General features: G+C 45.8%; 21 protein-coding genes and 1 rRNA gene. 1 reads left to right on the forward strand and 21 read right to left on the reverse strand.

What is annotated here, in order from left to right:
• Positions 1-6: 6 nt before the first annotated feature.
• From ispE to metG, 9 genes are all read right to left on the reverse strand, one after another.
• Positions 7-873, reverse strand: a complete 867-nt coding sequence (gene ispE / locus AXG56_RS18640; RefSeq protein ID WP_062515806.1) for a 4-(cytidine 5'-diphospho)-2-C-methyl-D-erythritol kinase — start codon at positions 871-873, stop codon at positions 7-9.
• 104 nt (positions 874-977) lie between these two features.
• The gene (locus AXG56_RS18645; protein WP_008633473.1) at positions 978-1,157 is read right to left on the reverse strand and encodes a small, acid-soluble spore protein, alpha/beta type; all 180 of its coding nucleotides are present in this window, start codon (positions 1,155-1,157) and stop codon (positions 978-980) included.
• A 167-nt stretch (positions 1,158-1,324) separates the two neighbouring features.
• Positions 1,325-1,585, reverse strand: a complete 261-nt coding sequence (gene veg, locus AXG56_RS18650) for a biofilm formation stimulator Veg (protein WP_008633471.1) — start codon at positions 1,583-1,585, stop codon at positions 1,325-1,327.
• A gap of 196 nt (positions 1,586-1,781) precedes the next feature.
• Positions 1,782-2,654, reverse strand: coding sequence for a sporulation peptidase YabG (gene yabG, locus AXG56_RS18655; RefSeq protein ID WP_008633469.1), 873 nt, complete (start codon positions 2,652-2,654; stop codon positions 1,782-1,784).
• A gap of 72 nt (positions 2,655-2,726) precedes the next feature.
• The gene (gene rsmA / locus AXG56_RS18660) at positions 2,727-3,596 is read right to left on the reverse strand and encodes a 16S rRNA (adenine(1518)-N(6)/adenine(1519)-N(6))-dimethyltransferase RsmA (protein ID WP_062515807.1); all 870 of its coding nucleotides are present in this window, start codon (positions 3,594-3,596) and stop codon (positions 2,727-2,729) included.
• Positions 3,589-4,149, reverse strand: a complete 561-nt coding sequence (gene rnmV, locus AXG56_RS18665; RefSeq protein ID WP_008633465.1) for a ribonuclease M5 — start codon at positions 4,147-4,149, stop codon at positions 3,589-3,591. Before rnmV ends, rsmA begins: the two co-directional genes overlap by 8 nt.
• Before the next feature lie 94 nt (positions 4,150-4,243).
• On the reverse strand, positions 4,244-5,485 hold the full coding sequence (locus tag AXG56_RS18670) for a G5 and 3D domain-containing protein (RefSeq protein ID WP_062515808.1): 1,242 nt from the start codon (positions 5,483-5,485) through the stop codon (positions 4,244-4,246).
• Between the two features lie 223 nt (positions 5,486-5,708).
• Positions 5,709-6,482, reverse strand: a complete 774-nt coding sequence (locus AXG56_RS18675; protein WP_008633463.1) for a TatD family hydrolase — start codon at positions 6,480-6,482, stop codon at positions 5,709-5,711.
• 67 nt (positions 6,483-6,549) lie between these two features.
• Entirely contained in the window at positions 6,550-8,502 is a 1,953-nt protein-coding gene (gene metG, locus AXG56_RS18680) for a methionine--tRNA ligase (protein ID WP_062515809.1), read from the reverse strand.
• A 417-nt stretch (positions 8,503-8,919) separates the two neighbouring features.
• Here metG and AXG56_RS18685 point away from each other — a divergent pair, with 417 nt between their 5' ends.
• Positions 8,920-9,195: an AbrB/MazE/SpoVT family DNA-binding domain-containing protein gene (locus AXG56_RS18685; protein WP_008633460.1), complete on the forward strand. Its 276-nt coding sequence runs from the start codon at positions 8,920-8,922 to the stop codon at positions 9,193-9,195.
• Between the two features lie 108 nt (positions 9,196-9,303).
• Here the strand turns inward: AXG56_RS18685 and rsmI are convergent, their stop codons facing one another.
• The 12 genes from rsmI to rrf all read right to left on the reverse strand — a co-directional run bounded on the left by rsmI (position 9,304) and on the right by rrf (position 16,954).
• Positions 9,304-10,176 (reverse strand): 16S rRNA (cytidine(1402)-2'-O)-methyltransferase, encoded by an 873-nt coding sequence (gene rsmI / locus AXG56_RS18690; protein WP_026577065.1) that lies wholly within the window; start codon positions 10,174-10,176, stop codon positions 9,304-9,306.
• Positions 10,145-10,444 carry a GIY-YIG nuclease family protein gene (locus AXG56_RS18695; RefSeq protein ID WP_026577066.1) on the reverse strand — a complete coding sequence of 100 codons (300 nt, stop codon included), beginning with the start codon at positions 10,442-10,444 and terminating at the stop codon, positions 10,145-10,147. The genes rsmI and AXG56_RS18695 overlap by 32 nt, the downstream gene beginning before the upstream one ends.
• The gene (locus tag AXG56_RS18700; protein WP_062515810.1) at positions 10,434-11,177 is read right to left on the reverse strand and encodes a tRNA1(Val) (adenine(37)-N6)-methyltransferase; all 744 of its coding nucleotides are present in this window, start codon (positions 11,175-11,177) and stop codon (positions 10,434-10,436) included. The genes AXG56_RS18695 and AXG56_RS18700 overlap by 11 nt, the downstream gene beginning before the upstream one ends.
• A 76-nt stretch (positions 11,178-11,253) precedes the next feature.
• Positions 11,254-11,601 carry a DNA replication initiation control protein YabA gene (gene yabA / locus AXG56_RS18705; protein WP_008633452.1) on the reverse strand — a complete coding sequence of 116 codons (348 nt, stop codon included), beginning with the start codon at positions 11,599-11,601 and terminating at the stop codon, positions 11,254-11,256.
• Between the two features lie 15 nt (positions 11,602-11,616).
• Positions 11,617-12,444 (reverse strand): stage 0 sporulation family protein, encoded by an 828-nt coding sequence (locus AXG56_RS18710; RefSeq protein ID WP_008633451.1) that lies wholly within the window; start codon positions 12,442-12,444, stop codon positions 11,617-11,619.
• A 7-nt stretch (positions 12,445-12,451) separates the two neighbouring features.
• Complete coding sequence (gene holB / locus AXG56_RS18715) at positions 12,452-13,438, reverse strand: DNA polymerase III subunit delta' (RefSeq protein WP_026577068.1); 987 nt, start codon at positions 13,436-13,438, stop codon at positions 12,452-12,454.
• Positions 13,439-13,453: 15 nt separating this feature from the next.
• Positions 13,454-13,894: a YaaR family protein gene (locus tag AXG56_RS18720; protein WP_008633445.1), complete on the reverse strand. Its 441-nt coding sequence runs from the start codon at positions 13,892-13,894 to the stop codon at positions 13,454-13,456.
• An 18-nt stretch (positions 13,895-13,912) separates the two neighbouring features.
• Positions 13,913-14,242 (reverse strand): cyclic-di-AMP receptor, encoded by a 330-nt coding sequence (locus AXG56_RS18725; RefSeq protein ID WP_008633442.1) that lies wholly within the window; start codon positions 14,240-14,242, stop codon positions 13,913-13,915.
• A 53-nt stretch (positions 14,243-14,295) separates the two neighbouring features.
• The gene (tmk, locus tag AXG56_RS18730; RefSeq protein ID WP_062515811.1) at positions 14,296-14,928 is read right to left on the reverse strand and encodes a dTMP kinase; all 633 of its coding nucleotides are present in this window, start codon (positions 14,926-14,928) and stop codon (positions 14,296-14,298) included.
• 2 nt (positions 14,929-14,930) lie between these two features.
• Positions 14,931-16,358, reverse strand: a complete 1,428-nt coding sequence (locus tag AXG56_RS18735; protein ID WP_062515812.1) for an aminotransferase class I/II-fold pyridoxal phosphate-dependent enzyme — start codon at positions 16,356-16,358, stop codon at positions 14,931-14,933.
• Between the two features lie 139 nt (positions 16,359-16,497).
• Positions 16,498-16,677, reverse strand: coding sequence for a sigma factor G inhibitor Gin (locus tag AXG56_RS18740; RefSeq protein ID WP_008633437.1), 180 nt, complete (start codon positions 16,675-16,677; stop codon positions 16,498-16,500).
• A gap of 163 nt (positions 16,678-16,840) precedes the next feature.
• Positions 16,841-16,954 (reverse strand): 5S ribosomal RNA (rrf, locus tag AXG56_RS18745).
• Positions 16,955-17,046: the final 92 nt, after the last annotated feature.

Consider the following 17,046-nt stretch of genomic DNA (forward strand, 5'->3'; position numbering starts at 1 on the left):
ATTTTATCAAGTGTTTTCTCTATATCCCAGCATCCGAACCATATATACTTCGGTACAGAAGCCTTTTAAACTGTTATAGATCCGTTGGGCGCGTGCATCCTGCTCTACAAGCGAAAACACGGTCGGTCCGCTTCCACTCATAAGCACAGCATCCGCTCCGGCCTGGCGCATCTGCTCCTTGATCTGCCCCACCTCCTCATGCAGCTTAAGCGTCACACCTTCCAATGTATTTCCTACATTGGCACAGATTCCTTCGTAGTCCTCTTCCTGTAACGCCCGTACCATCGCTTCCGTATCAGGGTGTTCCGCCTGGGAAACGTTCAGACCCTGATAGACCGTTTGTGTAGAGACACCGATAGTCGGCTTCGACAGAACAACCCAGCAGGGCGGCGGTGCTGGCAGGAAACGAATCTGCTCTCCTCGCCCAGTAGCAAGGGCCGTTCCTCCATAAACACAGAACGACACGTCTGATCCGATTTCCGCACCGAGTTCGGCCAGCTCATCGTCAGAAAGCCCAAGGCCCCACATTCGATTGACACCACGCAGAACAGCAGCGGCGTCACTGCTGCCTCCCGCAAGGCCCGCTGCGACAGGGATATTCTTTTCAATAAATATGTTAACCCCTTTATTTACCTTAAACCGGTCCTGGAGGAGTTTCGCCGCACGATAAGCTAGGTTACGCTCATCATTAGGGACGAAACGGCTCTCTGATTCGACCTTAATGACAGGTTCGGAAAGCAGCGTCAATTCAATCCGATCTGCAAGGTCCACCGTTGTCATGACCATTTCCACTTCATGAAAACCATCCGGGCGCTTATACAGGACGTCCAGTGACAAGTTTATTTTGGCAGGAGCTTTTTCAAGTATTTGCATGCAAGCACCTCATCTTCAAGATTATCTTACAGCATTGTACCATATTTATATGAACAAGAAACGTTATGTAAAAAACCCCTCTGTTATGCACAGAGGGGATTCATTCACCGCTGGTTGTCCGCCAGCTGTTCTTCTGCCATTTGTATCGCTCGTTTTACCATGTTACCTGCATCACGCGTGGTGATGCCACCCCATCCATCTTGCTGCACCTTGTCGTAAAACCCAAGTTCTTTCGCGAGTTCCTCTTTAAACGAATCGGACATGATACTTCGCTTACGTCCCATCGCTTTCAGCTCCTTTCGCATTCACTTAGTTACGACAGTCCTAGTATGTGTCTAGACGGATGAATTATAGCGGGGAGTTGTATGTAATTGTTCCATAAAATACATGGGAACGCTTTTTATATTTCATTGAAAAAAAAGACAAAATAAAAAAGCAGTAAACGAAAGGTTCACTGCTCAAGAGCCATAGTCTGTAGGTCGTCGAAGTTCAATTCGACTGTCTCTGTAAGAACATCTGCATAGCTGTACGATACACGTTCAAAAGCATTTTCATCTTGGTCAAGTTCAACAATGAACACGGCAGGATATGTCTCTGCCAAAATTCCAGAACGCTCAATCGTCTTACGACGGCCGCCATTCGCCTTTAATGTTAAACGCTTGCCAATTTGTCCTTCTAAGGATTGCTTAATTTCTACTAATGTTTTAGCCACTGCACTCCACCTCACTAAAGATTAGTTTACCATAAGACAGGGACAAAGTCAAATAAAATTATTAATTATACCAATAGCCGCTTCACATTGCAATAGAATGACGTAAATAATGCGTTGATGTTTATGTTATCCATTAACAGGAAAAATATGTACACCCCCTTGGAAAAGAAAAACCGCTATCGTCGTTCGATAACGGTCAATCTTCTTCCTGATCCTTCGTGTACGGCATTCCGATCCGTAGCAGCCCTTTTGTTTCCACGCCGCCAAGTCCATCTTCTCCACTAATCGTGTTTCTGATGACCTCCCATACATTTATATGCTCTGTAAAGGATGTATATGCCACCCTTGCAGCTACATAAACAGGATCGATCGCATGAATATTGACGCGGGCCGGGGAACTTGCGAAATTGGCTCCTGCCCGGATGATGGATTCAAAATGGGACTGGCAGGCTCCTGCAAAAATGACCATTTGATCGAAATTAGGGTGCTTCTGCCTTATGTTGCGTACGGCCTCTACAAAATATTTGGAGTGTCTGTAAGAGTCAAGGGCTCGAATAGACCCCTTAGCTTTTGAGTATGCATCATGGCCTGTAAGAACCACAATTTGAGGGTGAACCTTCTCGATAAGAGGCATCACTTTGTGAGGCATTTCTTTTTCATGCAGATACTGGCCGTGTACCTGAAGACCGAGCTGTTCATACAGCGCAATACACTTCTTTAGAAACAACGGGTCCCCGTCAATATGAAGGATCCGGGGGGGCAGTTGGAAATAGTTCGTCTCCGATTCCTTCGTGTATCCGGTTCCCGCTTCTGCGTCTCTTTTCTCTTTCAGCAATCGGTAATCCTGACGAAAAAGCCTGTAAGAATAGGCTTCCTGCTCTTCATATTCATTTCTGATCCGGTGGTATGCTGCACCTGTTACTTTTTCCAGGTCATCGAGAGGTGCATCAGCCTCAAGGCGTACATGTTCGCCCATCAGCTTCACAACCGTTTGAGCCTGTGCCATCACTCGGAAGATGATATCGTGCCGATAGGACTTCCGTGTTACAAGATCTCCGTTTGCTATCATAACTCTCCACCTCATTCCAAAACACTACTGTAGTGTATGTGAAGAGGTGGGCTTTGTGCCTTCAGAATTCTGTTATTTATAAAGAATGTTAGCTAAGGAGGCGAATTCATCCATCGATAGAGATTCCCCCCTGCGCTGAGGATTGATGTTCACCTCTGCCAGGCGGCTGCGGATCTCTTCTTTATCTAATGTCCCCTTAAAATGCCTTGCCAGGTTGTTCATCAATGTTTTACGGCGCTGACCAAAAGTAGCTTTTACAACATCAAAGAAGAAGGACTCATCATCGACATGAACCGGCGGCTCTTCTCTCATCTCCAGATGAAGAACAGAGGAATCTACGTTGGGCTGTGGCATAAAGACGGTTTTCGGCACGTTCAATGCCACCCTGGCCTTCGTGTAATATTGAACAGCTATTGAAAGGGAGCCGTAACTTTTCGTATTTGGTTCCGCAGCCATCCGATCAGCAACCTCTTTTTGAATCATGACCGTGATGCTGTCTACAGGCAGACGATCCATCAACAACTTCATGAGGATCGGTGTCGTAATGTAATAGGGAAGGTTTGCGACGACGCGTATTTTCTGACCTTCTTCAAAATGTTCATCAATCATCCCGGCAACATCCGCTTTCAGGATATCTTCATTGATGATGTGGACATTGTTATATTCGGAAAGCGTCTCTCCCAGAATAGGAAGCAGGCGCTGGTCTATCTCAAACGCCACAACCTTGTCGGCATGCCTTGCAAGTTGTTCTGTCAACGCGCCGATTCCAGGTCCGATTTCGATAGCTGCTGTTGTGTCGTCAATCCCTGCTTCTGCAATGATATTCGTCAAGATGTTCACATCGATCAAGAAGTTCTGACCAAGACTTTTCTTGAAGGAGAAACCGTAATTCTTCAATATTTCTTTCGTGCGTGTAGGTGTTGCAATGGCTTTGTTATTCATTATTTTCCTCCTGCATGATCTGCTTCATCGCTTCTCCCAATTGCTGTGGCGTGATGTGGAACATATTCAGTCGCTTGAGCAGTTGTTTTCCATTAGTCTTTCCAATTCTTAAGTGCAGCCCCAGCTGTTCTCTAAGATCCGTCGATCGGGAGCCTCCGATCAGTCCGAGATCGATCAAATCCTGCTTCGTTATCTCTCCCTCTATCCCGTCCACCAGTTCATAAACCGATGAGAGGGCAGTTCGGATATCCTGGATAGATGCATGTTCGATACCAATCCCTTTATCTCGTTTGGCCCTCGCTTGGTCCTTCGGAAGAAATGCATGCTTACAATTCGGGACATGCTGGTCGACTATATGTCTGATTCGCTCCCCTGGATAATCAGGGTCTGTGAAAATGATAATGCCACGTTTTGACTGGGCATGTTTGATGCGGTCGAGAACTTCCTCATCGATGGCAGAGCCGTTCGTTTCGATCGTATCTGCATCTACAGCCGCTTTGATTTTCGCTGTATCATCTTTCCCTTCAACAACGATCACCTCTTTTATTTTCAATACCTTATCCTCCTGTACGTACGTGTCCATCTTCTTCTAGCATACCATGAGTTTACAGACGAAAAAAGCAGAGGTATCCCCTCTGCTGTCTCCTTTAATCCAGTATTTTGACCGTTACTTGTTTTCTCCCATAGCTGTGGGCCTGACTCTTCGATGGAACGAATAAATCAATGCGTTTCCCATCGATGGCTCCCCCGGTATCTCCAGCAATGGCTGTGCCATACCCTTCTACCCACACACGGCTGCCGAGTGGAATGACATCAGGATCGACGGCAACAACTTTTCTATCAGGATTCTCTTTCAAATCAATTCCTGTAGCAGTCACACCGGAACAGCCGGCGCAATTTGCCGTATAGGCAGTCGCATGCATTTGTAACGTCTTCGTATCATCCTGCTTATCAGAAGGTTTGGCTGACGCTTGAACAACACGAGCTTCCTTCTTATCAGAGGAAGCAGAAGCAACCGTTACAGGCGCTTTTTCCTCTTCCACTTTCGTACCGAGCGCTATGATCTCTTTCCTGCTTTCCTTCTGCACCGTTTCTTCTATCAGCTCTCGGCTTTTCTCTTCACCGTTCTCAAGAATGACTTCATATTTTTTCGTGACGAGGCCGTTCTCCCCGGAGGAAAGAACTTTCCTTTCCCCTTTCGGCAGAGACTCGTCCCGCCTTGTTTCCACCGCATACTCCATATCTTCTTCTACGGTGTCCGTCATTTTCTCAATTCTGGTAATTTTGATAGGAGTGTCTGCCTTGACGATTTCCTCCTCGGAAACGTTCAACTGATCAAGGTCGCTGAGTTCAACCTGCTGATCTTTCAGTAAGTCTCCGACAGTTGTAGCGGTTGTCCATATCTTCTCTTTTTCTCCCCCATCATGGAGGGTCACTTGGAATGCTTTCTGTACTTCAATATCCATCCCTTGTTCGATCGGTGCTGCTAAGTCATGAGACACCTCGTCCCGTTCTTGGAACTCCAGACCTTGTTCGTCGAAGAATTCACCTACTGTAGAGGCTGTCGTGTTGTATTGTTCTGTATTGGAACGATCAATGGCTAATTGAATACGCTTCGATGCTATGTAGTTTACATCCATACCACGTTCAATCGGATCGGATAACTTATGGGATAGTTCATCATGCTGGTGTACAGTAATTCCCATTTCGGACATAAGTTCTTTAACAGTATTGGCATGAGTGCGAATTATTTCTTTCTGTCCGTTTTGAGACACTTGTACAGGCTTTTTAGTAAATTCATAGGAAGCCATTACTAAAAAAGTGATGCACAGGACGGATACGGCGGCGACCCAAATATAAATGGATTTAGTCACTTTTTCCTTGTTCATCCTTCATCCTCCTTTCAAAAGCATGCGTTCTATTCTAGTCAGACATAGATTCGATGTCAAACGGACTGCTTTTTTCACAACATTTTCCTGTCATAAAAAAAGAAGTCAGATGATAGAATCACTGACTTCTTACATTATGCTATTATACCTAGACAATTAACATAACAAACATGTTACAGTTCCTAAACAATTACATCTGTTTTGTAACAATCATGACACAATTTTACTTTGATTCTATGCCGAAGAACCGAAGCGCGTTAGCTGTTGTCGCTTCACTGACTTCCTCATAAGTCAGCTCCTTCAAATCCGCAATCTGTTCAGCCACAAGCTTGACATAAGCAGGCTCATTGCGCTTTCCACGGTTCGGGTGGGGAGCGAGAAACGGACAGTCCGTCTCAATAAGAAGGTGCTCCAGATCGACAGCTTTAGCGACCTCTTTAGGCAGTTTCGCATTTTTGAATGTAACAGGTCCACCGAGTGAAATCATGAAATTCATCTCAATACATTCTTTGGCGATGTCAGCAGGTCCACTGTAACAATGCATGATGCCGCCCACTTCCGCTGCATTCTCTTCTTTCAGTATTTCGACGATATCCTCCGTCGCTTCCCGGTTATGAATGATGATGGGCATCTTTACCTTCTTCGCAAGACGGATCTGTTTACGGAATACTTCTTTCTGGACTTCCGCCGGAGACTTGTCCCAATGATAATCGAGCCCCATCTCGCCGAGAGCCACGACTTTGGGATGATCGGTAAGCGATTCAATCCACTCCAGATCCTCCTCTGTCATATCAACGGCATCGACCGGGTGCCATCCGACCGCAGCATAGATATGTTCGTGATTCTCAGCGATTTCCAACGCTTTTGGAATCGTCACCCGGTCGAAGCCAACGACCGTCATATACGTGACCCCTGCTTCACGGGCCCGCTCGATCGTCGCTTCTAAATCCTCTTCAAACTGATCTGCGTTCAAATGTACATGCGTGTCAAAGAGCATGTCTATTCCACCTTTCCTATTGAAAAAAAGGGAAAGCTGTATGGATGCTTCCCCTTTTTTCCTCTTGTTATTTCACTTTCGTTCCGTTCGCAAGTGTTTGATCTACTGAAGCGAGGGCAAGCTTGCCTTCGTCTTCTCCGGCAAGGATCATTCCTTGAGAAAGCTCTCCGCGAAGTTTGACAGGCTTCAGGTTAGCGACACAAATGACCTTCTTGCCCACCAATTGTTCCGGTGTATAATGTTCTGCAATTCCAGAAACAACCTGGCGCTGCTCATAACCGAGATCCAATTGAATCTTTAGCAGCTTATCGGCTTTCTTCACTTTGTCCACCTTCGTCACTTCTGCAACACGGAAGTCCAACTTCATGAAGTCATCGATGGTGACTTCTTCTATTTTCTCTTCCTTCTCGACCTTCTTCTCTTCTTTCGGAGCAGAAGATTTCATCATGTCTTTAATCGCTTGTGTTTCCTCTTCTGCATCCAGACGAGGGAAGATTGGTTCACCTTTGGCTACGTGTGTACCCGCCGGAACAGCACCGAAGCTTTCCAAACTGGCCCATGCTTTCCCAGCTTCCCCTTCAATACCAAGCTGCTGGAACATACGATCCGGTGTACGTGTGAGGAAAGGTTGAAGCATGACGGCGATTTGGCGTAGTGACTCTGCCAGGTGAGCCATTACATTTCCAAGGCGGGCGCGCTTACTCTCATCTTTCGCCAGCACCCACGGCTGTGTTTCATCAATGTATTTATTCGTACGGCTGATGAACTTCCACAGGTCTGCAAGAGCAACAGAGAATTCCATGTTTTCAAGGGATGTTTCCACCGCGTTTTTCGTATCCGCAGCAAGCTGTTCCAAACTTTGATCGAATGCATCTTCCCCAAGGGTTAATGCCGGGATTTCCCCATCAAAGTATTTGCTGATCATCGCGACTGTACGATTCAGCAGGTTTCCAAGGTCGTTCGCAAGGTCATAGTTGGTACGCTCCACGAAAGCCTCTGGTGTAAATACACCATCTGAACCGAATGGAACTTCTCGAAGAAGGTAGTAACGAAGCGCATCAAGACCGTAACGATCGCTGAGTTCGACAGGATCGACGACGTTTCCTTTGGATTTGGACATCTTTCCGTCCTTCATAAGAATCCAACCGTGTGCGAATACTTTCTTCGGCAGCGGAAGATCGAGCGCCATCAACATAATCGGCCAATAGATGGTATGGAAACGAACAATTTCTTTCCCGACAAGCTGCACATCTGCCGGCCAGAATTTCTGGTAACGGCTGTCATCTTCACTGTCGTAACCCAGTGCAGTAATATAGTTCGTCAGGGCGTCGATCCAAACATAGATGACGTGCTTCTCATTACCAGGTACGCCAATCCCCCAGTCAAATGTCGTACGTGATACGGCCAAATCTTCTAATCCCGGCTTAATGAAGTTATTGATCATTTCATTTTTGCGGCTTTCCGGCTGAATGAACGTCGGATTCTGTTCATAGAATTCCAACAACTGATCGACATATTTACTCATCTTAAAGAAGTAAGATTCTTCTTTTACTTTTTCAACGTCACCGCCACAGTCCGGACATTTGCCGTCTTCCAGCTGACGTTCGGTGAAGAAGGATTCACAAGGTGTGCAGTACCATCCTTCGTACTGATCCAGGTAGATATCCCCTTTGTTCTTCAAGTAGTCAAAAATCTTTGCAACAACTTCTTTATGACGGTTCTCTGTCGTACGGATGAAATCATCATAAGAAATGTCGAGTTTGTCCCATAACTGCTTAATTCCGCTCACAATATCATCGACATATTCCTGCGGGGAAACGCCTTTTTCCTCCGCTTTCCGCTGGATCTTCTGCCCATGCTCGTCCGTTCCAGTCAAGTACATGACCTCGTATCCCTGCAGACGTTTGTATCTCGCCATTGCATCTCCGGCAACAGTCGTATACGCATGTCCGATATGCAAATTCCCACTTGGGTAATAAATAGGTGTGGTGATGTAAAAGGTGTTCTTATCCTCAGCCATGCTGTTCCCTCCTAAAAATCTTCCATTCTCATGCCGAAAACGGCCATGTTAACATTCTATCGATTTATTTACTTTATTTCCATTCCTAACATTAAAATATACCGAACAAAAGTCGAAACTGTCAAAGATTGGCTTTGTCGAATTCCACAACTGTCATGACTACAGTAAAAAAACTTGTCCATACATCCATGGATAAACTAACCAATTTTGGAACATAAGGAGCATTAGAAATACAGCTTTAATTCGGCTAATACCCTGAAATGAAAGGATATCGTTATACCCCACGATGTATTAAATGCTGGAAAAGAAAAATCGGTTATTAGTAATTGACACGTCTGGGAATGGTTGGTACTATTATGTCGAGACATATGTCGAATATTGACGATTTTAAACTTTTGATTGAGGGGAGACAGAAAAATGAAATCTACAGGTATCGTACGTAAAGTCGACGAACTAGGTCGTGTAGTAATCCCGATCGAACTTCGCCGCACATTGGGAATCAACGAAAAAGACGCATTGGAAATTTATGTTGATGATGATCGTATCGTCCTTAAAAAGTACAAGCCGAACATGACATGTCAGGTGACAGGGGAAGTTTCAGATGACAATATGAAACTGGCCAATGGCAACCTCGTCCTTAGCAAAGAAGGCGCACAAATCCTTCTTCAAGAGCTACAAGACAACCTTAAATAATTATTATAGAGATAAAAACAAAAAGACGACAACTGGTTACAAAGAAACAGATCAACAAGACATATGTTCAAACAAATCCCTTACTGTAGTACAGTAAGGGATTCTTTATTAATCCTCGATATGATAGGCCTGATACACATCCCGTTTCGGGATTTTCCGATCGAGGGCTGTCTGTTTGATGGCATCTTTGTTCTTTTTATTCTCTTTCCTAATATAGTATTCGACATGTTCGACTAAAGACATTGCCGACCACCACAATTGATCCTCTGTGACCGCTTCATCCGTTCCCTCCACAAGCACAACGAATTCGCCGCGGAGCTCCTGTTCCTGAACCCAGCCGCTTAACTCTTCCAGCGTACCGCGCGCATATTCCTCATACCGCTTGGATAATTCACGTGCCAGGGCCGCCGGACGTGCACCAAGCAATTCGTATAGATGAGCAAGCATCTCTTTTAAACGGTGGGGAGATTCGTAGAAGATTAGTGTTGCTTCCATTGTTTTCAGACGATCCACAACCACTTTACGATCTTTCTTTTTTCGTGGCAAAAAGCCACAAAAATGGAATTCTTCTGTAGGCAGTCCGGAACCTGCTAAAGCCGGCAGGGCCGCGTTTGCTCCCGGCAGTACGACGACGGGTACGGCTGCTTCCACAGCCAATCGCACCAAATCTGTACCTGGGTCAGAAATTCCCGGCATACCTGCATCACTCACCACAGCCAGGTCTTCTCCGGCAGTCAGACGCTCAATCAGTTGAGGACCTCTTGTCTGTTTATTGTGTTCATGATAGCTGACAAGCGATGTGTCGATGTCGAAATGATTAAGCAGTTTTTTCGTATTGCGCGTGTCTTCTGCACCGATTGCCTCTACTTCTTTCAAGACCCGGACCGCTCGGAACGTCATATCCTCCAAATTCCCAATAGGGGTAGGAACGATATAAAGCGTACCGGTTTCATGGTTTTCGAAACTTTTCTGTATGTTCATAGTCATCCATCCTCGCTTTCCGCTCTGTGATCCACGCTTCCTTCTCGCCCTTCGACAACTGCTTCAAACGATATTCTTCACGAAGTGCCTCGCCTCTGCTTTCATAAGATTCAAATGCCTCGAGGAGAAGCGGGCCGCGGCCGCGAGTGTATTTTGCCCCCTTGCCGGCACGATGCTTCTCCAGGCGGGCGGACAAGTTGTTTGTATAACCGGTATATAGTGTATCGTCCTTGCAGCGGAGCATATAAACACAGTGCTCATTCTCCATCAAGGATCTCCCTCAATTCATCCGTGTAGGAGCCGTCATCCTTTAAAGCGTAGAACGGCGGGAGAATCTTGAGACCAGGCTTCCCGTCTCTTACTCCTTCCACCAACAGAATATTCGCTTCTTTTCCTGCTTTCGGATATACGAGCTGCATTCGTTTCGGTTCCAGTTTATATTTCTTGAACAACTCAATGATTTCCACCATTCTGTCCGGCCGATGGACCATAGAGACTTTCCTTCCGGATTTAGTCAGCTTGCTGCACGCTTGTACGACATCTTCCAGCGTGCAGTATATTTCGTGCCGCGCAATGGTCAGATGCTCATTGTCATTCTGCTCTTCTTTCTTCGGCGTTGGGAAGTATGGTGGATTGCACGTCACCAAATCAAATTTATTGTTCCCATAATAGGCCGGCATGTCTTTCAGATCCCCATGAATCATCTCCAGTTGATCTTCAAGCCCGTTCAATTCGATATTCCTTACCGCCATATCGTAAAGCCGCTCCTGGATTTCCACCCCCGTAATCGGCACGCTCGATCTAGTAGATAAGAAAAGGGGGATGACGCCATTCCCAGTACAAAGATCTAAAATCTTTCCTCTCGTTTTCGGAACATAGGTGAAATGCGCAAGCATGACCGCATCAAGAGAAAAGGCGAAAACACTGGGACTTTGAATGATTCGTTTATCTTTCTTTGCTAACAAATAGTCTATCCGTTCATCACCATATAATGAAACCATCTTCCTCTAACCCTTTCTTCCTTCTATATAAAGACAGCCCTTCCTCGGACGAGCAAGGAAAGGCTTGGACCTGGAATTATTTCTTTTTATTTAAGAATGATAGACAGAACAAGCAGTCTTCGTCTCTCGGGCTGCCAAAATGCAAATTACAAATATGAAAGCCTTCTTCGTAAAGCCTGGCGAGGTTGTCATAACCTTCACCGACGACGGCGCCCTTTTCCTGTTTAGAGGGGGAGGAAGCTGTCTGTTCTTTCTCATTTTCTTTCTCTAGTCGTTGCCGCAAATGATGATTCTCAAGCGATAAGTGCTGGTTCTCCTCCAACAAATAGGCAAGCTGCTTTTTTAAATCGCCCAGCTGTTCATACAGCTCGCCGATCTGACTTTCAAAATGGGATACTTGTTCAAAAATGGCTTTCTTGTTCACGCTTGACTCCACCCTTTATTCTGAAGCTTCTGCTTGAAGGACTCCTTCGTCAATCAGCTCTTGCAAAGAGTATTCCAATACCCGCTCTTGATCGCGGAATTCGACCTGGATCAGCCGTTCCAGCATGTTCAGCCCGACAACTTTGCCCTTGCCGACAGAAGTCGCAATACTTTCACCAAGGTCTGGAAGCTCTTTCTTCGCATGTTCATAATCATCATTCTCATATTTGAGACAACACATTAAGCGGCCGCACAATCCGGAAATTTTCGCTGGATTCAACGATAGATTCTGATCTTTAGCCATCTTAATGGATACCGGTTCAAAATCTCCTAGAAACGTCGAACAACATAACATCCGGCCACACGGGCCGATGCCGCCGAGCATTTTCGCTTCATCCCTCACACCGATCTGGCGGAGCTCAATCCGTGTCTTAAATACGGATGCCAGATCCTTTACAAGCGTACGGAAATCCACGCGTCCATCGGCTGTAAAATAAAAAATCACTTTATTACGATCAAACGTATATTCCACATCGACAAGATTCATGTCCAATTTATGTTCTTGAATTTTCTTCTCACAAACGCGGTAGGCTTGGAAAGCGTTATCTTTGTTTTCATCCACCGTTACTTTATCTTTATCATCTGCAAGCCGGATGACCTTCTTGAGAGGTAAAACAACGTCTTCTTCATCTATGGATTTATTAGCAATGACAACTTTCCCGAACTCAATCCCACGGACCGTTTCGACGATGACATAATCTTCCGTCGTCATACGGATTCCGCCTGGATCGAAATAATATACCTTACCCGCCTGTTTAAATCGGACACCTACAACTTCGATCATTCGATCATCACCTCTGTAGTTGAAGGGTAAGTTGTTCCATCACTAAATTAGGATGGACATTTTGATTTATCTTTCGTTTCGCCTCAAGTATTTCAGACAAGCAGTTAGCAGCTGACTGACGGGACCACCGCATACTCGCTTGGTTCAATTTCTCTTTCTCTGTCATGAAAACGATGGATTCTTCCCGGTCCAAAAATAGGTTGATAACATCCTGGAACCAAAGCATCAAGACGTCTAGCCCACGTTGCAGCTGAACGCGTTCTTTAAAATGAGGCATCCACTGATGGTTGATAAACAAAAGTCCTTCATTTGGTTTATTTTGAAGCACTTCAACTAATTGTATCACTAGTTTTCGCACCTGCGCAAACCACTCATCATTATTCATATCGAGCGCTTCACTTAAATTATTCGTCAAAGAAGCGAGCAGCCTGGCATTGGATGCGGAAACGCCTTCTTGGATTAATTTTTTCTCGACATTGTGAGGATTGAGCGGTTGAAAAGCGAGGAGCTGGCATCGGGAACGAATCGTATCCAATATCGTCTGCCCGCTTTCTGTCAACAGCATCGCTGTCGTCTGCTGGCTGGGCTCTTCCAGGAACTTCAACAGCCTGTTTGACGCATTGACGGTCATCTTATCTGCATCCACAATAATGTAAACTTTCCGGTTGGATTCCATACCAGTATAGGCGAACTCCTTCTGCAGATGAAGGATCTGTTCTTTCTTAATGGATTGGCCGTCTGGTTCAATCCAGTGAAGGTCCGGGTGGTTTCCAGAATCGATTCTGTGGCAGTCCCGGCAGTTCTGGCAGGGTTCCGGACCTTCCCTCTGTTTACAGAAGATGCTCTTCGCAAATAGAAGACTCATCTCCTTTTTGCCTGTCCCTTTACTTCCCTGGAACAGATAGGCATGGGAAATGCGGTCTTTCTTAAAGCTGTTTCTTAACATTTGTGCCGCCAAAGGCTGGATCTCTTGCATAGTTGTCCAAGTCTGCATATGGCTTTTCCGTCCTTACGTATATAAATTGATGAGCAGACCTTTGATTTCACCGATCAAGCCCAGCAAATCAATAGAGTTGGATTCTTGATCCATGACAGCCTCGGTAAGCTCTACCAGTTTTTCGTCAACCGTTTCGACGATAGTGAGCTTCCTCGTCTGTCCGTGGAGGTTCCAACTGTGTGATTGTTTCTTTTGATAACCGTAACTGACTGATTCCTTCAGGAAATCACGGACCAAGCGCTTATATTTCGCTAAATCACGGAAGGAGCGGGAGCGGGCCACGCGGTCCCCCTGCGACGCAATCGTCGACATCAAATGGTTCAGCTGGGTCTGCTGCAACTGCTCGGTCTTCGTTTGAATGACGCTGTGGAAACTAGACTTAGCCTTCCCGGACGGAACCATCTGTTTCCCTGCTCCATCCACCTGCGTACGTACATCCTGCGTAATTTTCATACGAGTATCCTTCCTGAATTAAAAATGGAAAAATGATTCGACGGGAAGGACAAATACCGTCGCACCGCCGACTTCCACTTTGACAGGCTTCGGTATATAGGAATCGGCATTTCCTCCCATAGGGGAGATCGGTGCAATCATCTGCTCTCTTTGGCTGCAATTCTTTCGAATGATATCCAGTGTCGGATCAACCTGATCATCATCACAGCCGATCATGAATGTCGTATTCCCCTCCCGAAGGAAACCGCCTGTCGTTGAAAGTTTTGTTGTCTTTATATCGTTTTCCGCTAACGCATTCGTCAAGCGGTTGCTATCTTTATCCTGAACAACAGCAATAATCATTTTCATAAGCAAAACCCCTCCTATCGGGTGTTATCTATAGTATAACAAATGATGGAATCTTATGAGGAAGTCAAAAAACGGTCCAACACACGTTGGACACTATTTCTTACCTCTTCGAAGGATTTTCCAGCGTCAATGACCTTAATGCGTTGTTTATGAGCTTCTGCAAGCTTATGATAGGCGTCCCTGACTGTCTTATGGAAAGCGATATGTTCCAAGTCAAGTCGATTCTGCTCTCTTCCCTCATTAGCTTCGATTCTCGAAAGACCCTGCTCCGGTTCAATATCAAACAGCAGGGTAAGGTCCGGCATGTGATCATCAATGGCAAATTTGTTGATGTCATAGACTTCTTCCATCCCGAGGCCGCGGGCCGCACCTTGGTAGGCCAGACTCGAATCAATGAAGCGGTCACATAGAACAACCTCTCCCCGCTCTAAAGCAGGGAGGACTTTCTCGATCAGGTGCTGCCTTCTTGCTGCAGCATATAATAAAGCTTCTGTCCTTGCATCCATTTCTGTATGGGCAGGATTAAGTATTACCTTTCTAATTTCTTCTGCAATCCGGATACCCCCGGGTTCTCTTGTCTCTAGAACTGCATATCCCTGATCACGCAGCTCTCTGCCTACTTCGCGAAGGATGGAGGATTTTCCTGCTCCTTCTCCACCTTCGAATGTTACAAACAATCCCTTCACGTTCATTCTCCTTTAAACACTCGTATCCCATCTTCCATTCCTACATTATGAAAACGCGCCCCCAGCGATAGAAGGCGGCGGATTTCTGACACATGGGCCTCCATGATCCGCTCTCCTTTCATGAGGATCGGAATACCAGGCGGATAAGGAATGACCGCCTCTGCGGCGATTAAGCCCACTGCATCTTCCAAAACTGCCTGTTCCTGCTTTCTATCCCGCATTTCTGTATACCGCATCTCTAAGGTTTGGATTGGTGGAAACGTAATTTGTTCTTCTGCTATTGTAGCACGCCCGGGGGCCTTTTTTAATGCGGAATCTACTTTCCCAATACGTTCCTTTAACTCTTGAAGAGAGAAATGAGGACGCAATCCTAGAATAAGCAGGACCTGTCTGCTCGTAGCGAGCTCCGGCACGATTCCCTCCTTCTCCAACGCCTCAGCAAGTTCGAATCCGCTCCCTTCAGCGGGTTCCAATGTAATCTTAAATGGATCATCCCTTGGCCCCTGCTGCAGGACATGCCAATAGGGGGAGGATTGAAAGACATCCCGTACCTGCACCGCCCAATGCAAACCGGCTTCTCTTTCTTCTTCTCTCCAAGTAGATAAGAACTTCCGGGCGAGATCCAAGCTTGCCATCAATGGGTAAGATGGGCTGCTTGATTGAAGCATTTGCAGGTAATGACGCAATACGTATTTATCCACCCTTTTCCCTTGGACATGCATATAAGAGGCCATCGTCATCGCAGGAGCCATTTTATGAGCAGACTGAACGACGACATCTGCCCCTGCTTCCAGTGCAGGAACAGGCATTGGATCACCTAAATGAAAATGAACCCCGTGCGCCTCATCAATGAGTAAAGGTACACCTTTGCTGTGAACAACCCGGGCAATCTCCTTCAAATCGTAAGCACGGCCGAAATAGTCGGGATACGTCAATAACACACCTTTGCTGTCCGGGTGCTCTTTCAACGCCTGCTCAATGCTGGACGGAGTTATGCTGCTGTATCGTCCTGTTTCTTTCTCATACGCGGGACTTATTACCACCGGGGATGCATTCGCAAGCTCCAAGCCGTTCCAAACGGATTTATGACAATTCCGTTGGACAATAAGTTTTTCCCCCGGCTTACAGACCGCGTGAATCATAGCCAGATTCCCAACCGTCGTTCCATTAACAAGGAAAAATGTTTCATCACTTCTAAAAAAAGAAGCTGCTAAGTGCTGTGCTTCTTTTATGACCCCTTCCGGTGCATGCAGATCATCCAAACTGCTTACCTCCGTAGCGTCGATCCTTAGAGTTGATGGCAGGATACCTTCCGCTTCTCCCGGGAGAATCCTTCCATATTTATGCCCGGGGACATGAAACGACATTGGATCCCGGTCTATATTTGCTTGAAGGGCCTCATATAGAGGAACCCGTTTATAATCATTCATTTACTCCACCTCTTCCAATAGAAAGCGTACAAAAAAACCCTTCTACAATCAATGGATTAGTAGAAGGGTTGGTTATATCTTAAATAAGCTGAAATACCCTTATTATTTTTTTATAAGACCCATATACCAGGCACTCTTTTCAAGAAGGAATCATCGAACGCTGCGCTTTGGACATTTGTTTTACAAAATACTCATACCTTGGATCATCTGCCGGCGTCTCAATCATTTCTGCTTCACAGGACGGACAAATGTAAACTTTCAACAAGTAAATTCCTTCACTCGTTTCTTTTGAACAAATGCTGCACTCATGCTTAGCCATTTTGATTTCCCTCCCCTGTTACTTTCCATATCCTTAACTCTAGTTTCTCCGAAACTACGAATAATATACATCTCTTTTCAAAAAGAAGAAGTACTAGATAGAAAGAAAGCACACGAAGGATACACAAAACCCCTCCAGGATAACCTGAAGGGGTTTCAAAGAGACGTGGCAGCGTCCTACTCTCACGGGGATCTACCCGACTACCATCGGCGCTGAAGAGCTTAACTGCTGTGTTCGGCATGGGAACAGGTGTGACCTCTTCGCCTTCACCACCACATCTATATATGAATGAGGTAAACCCTCAAAACTGGATAAGGAAACATCTTTATCGAAAGAAACGTTTTTCACGCGATCATTTGATCAGATAGA

Origin of the sequence: Halobacillus sp. KGW1, assembly GCF_001592845.1 — a bacterium.
GTDB lineage: Bacteria > Bacillota > Bacilli > Bacillales > Halobacillaceae > Halobacillus.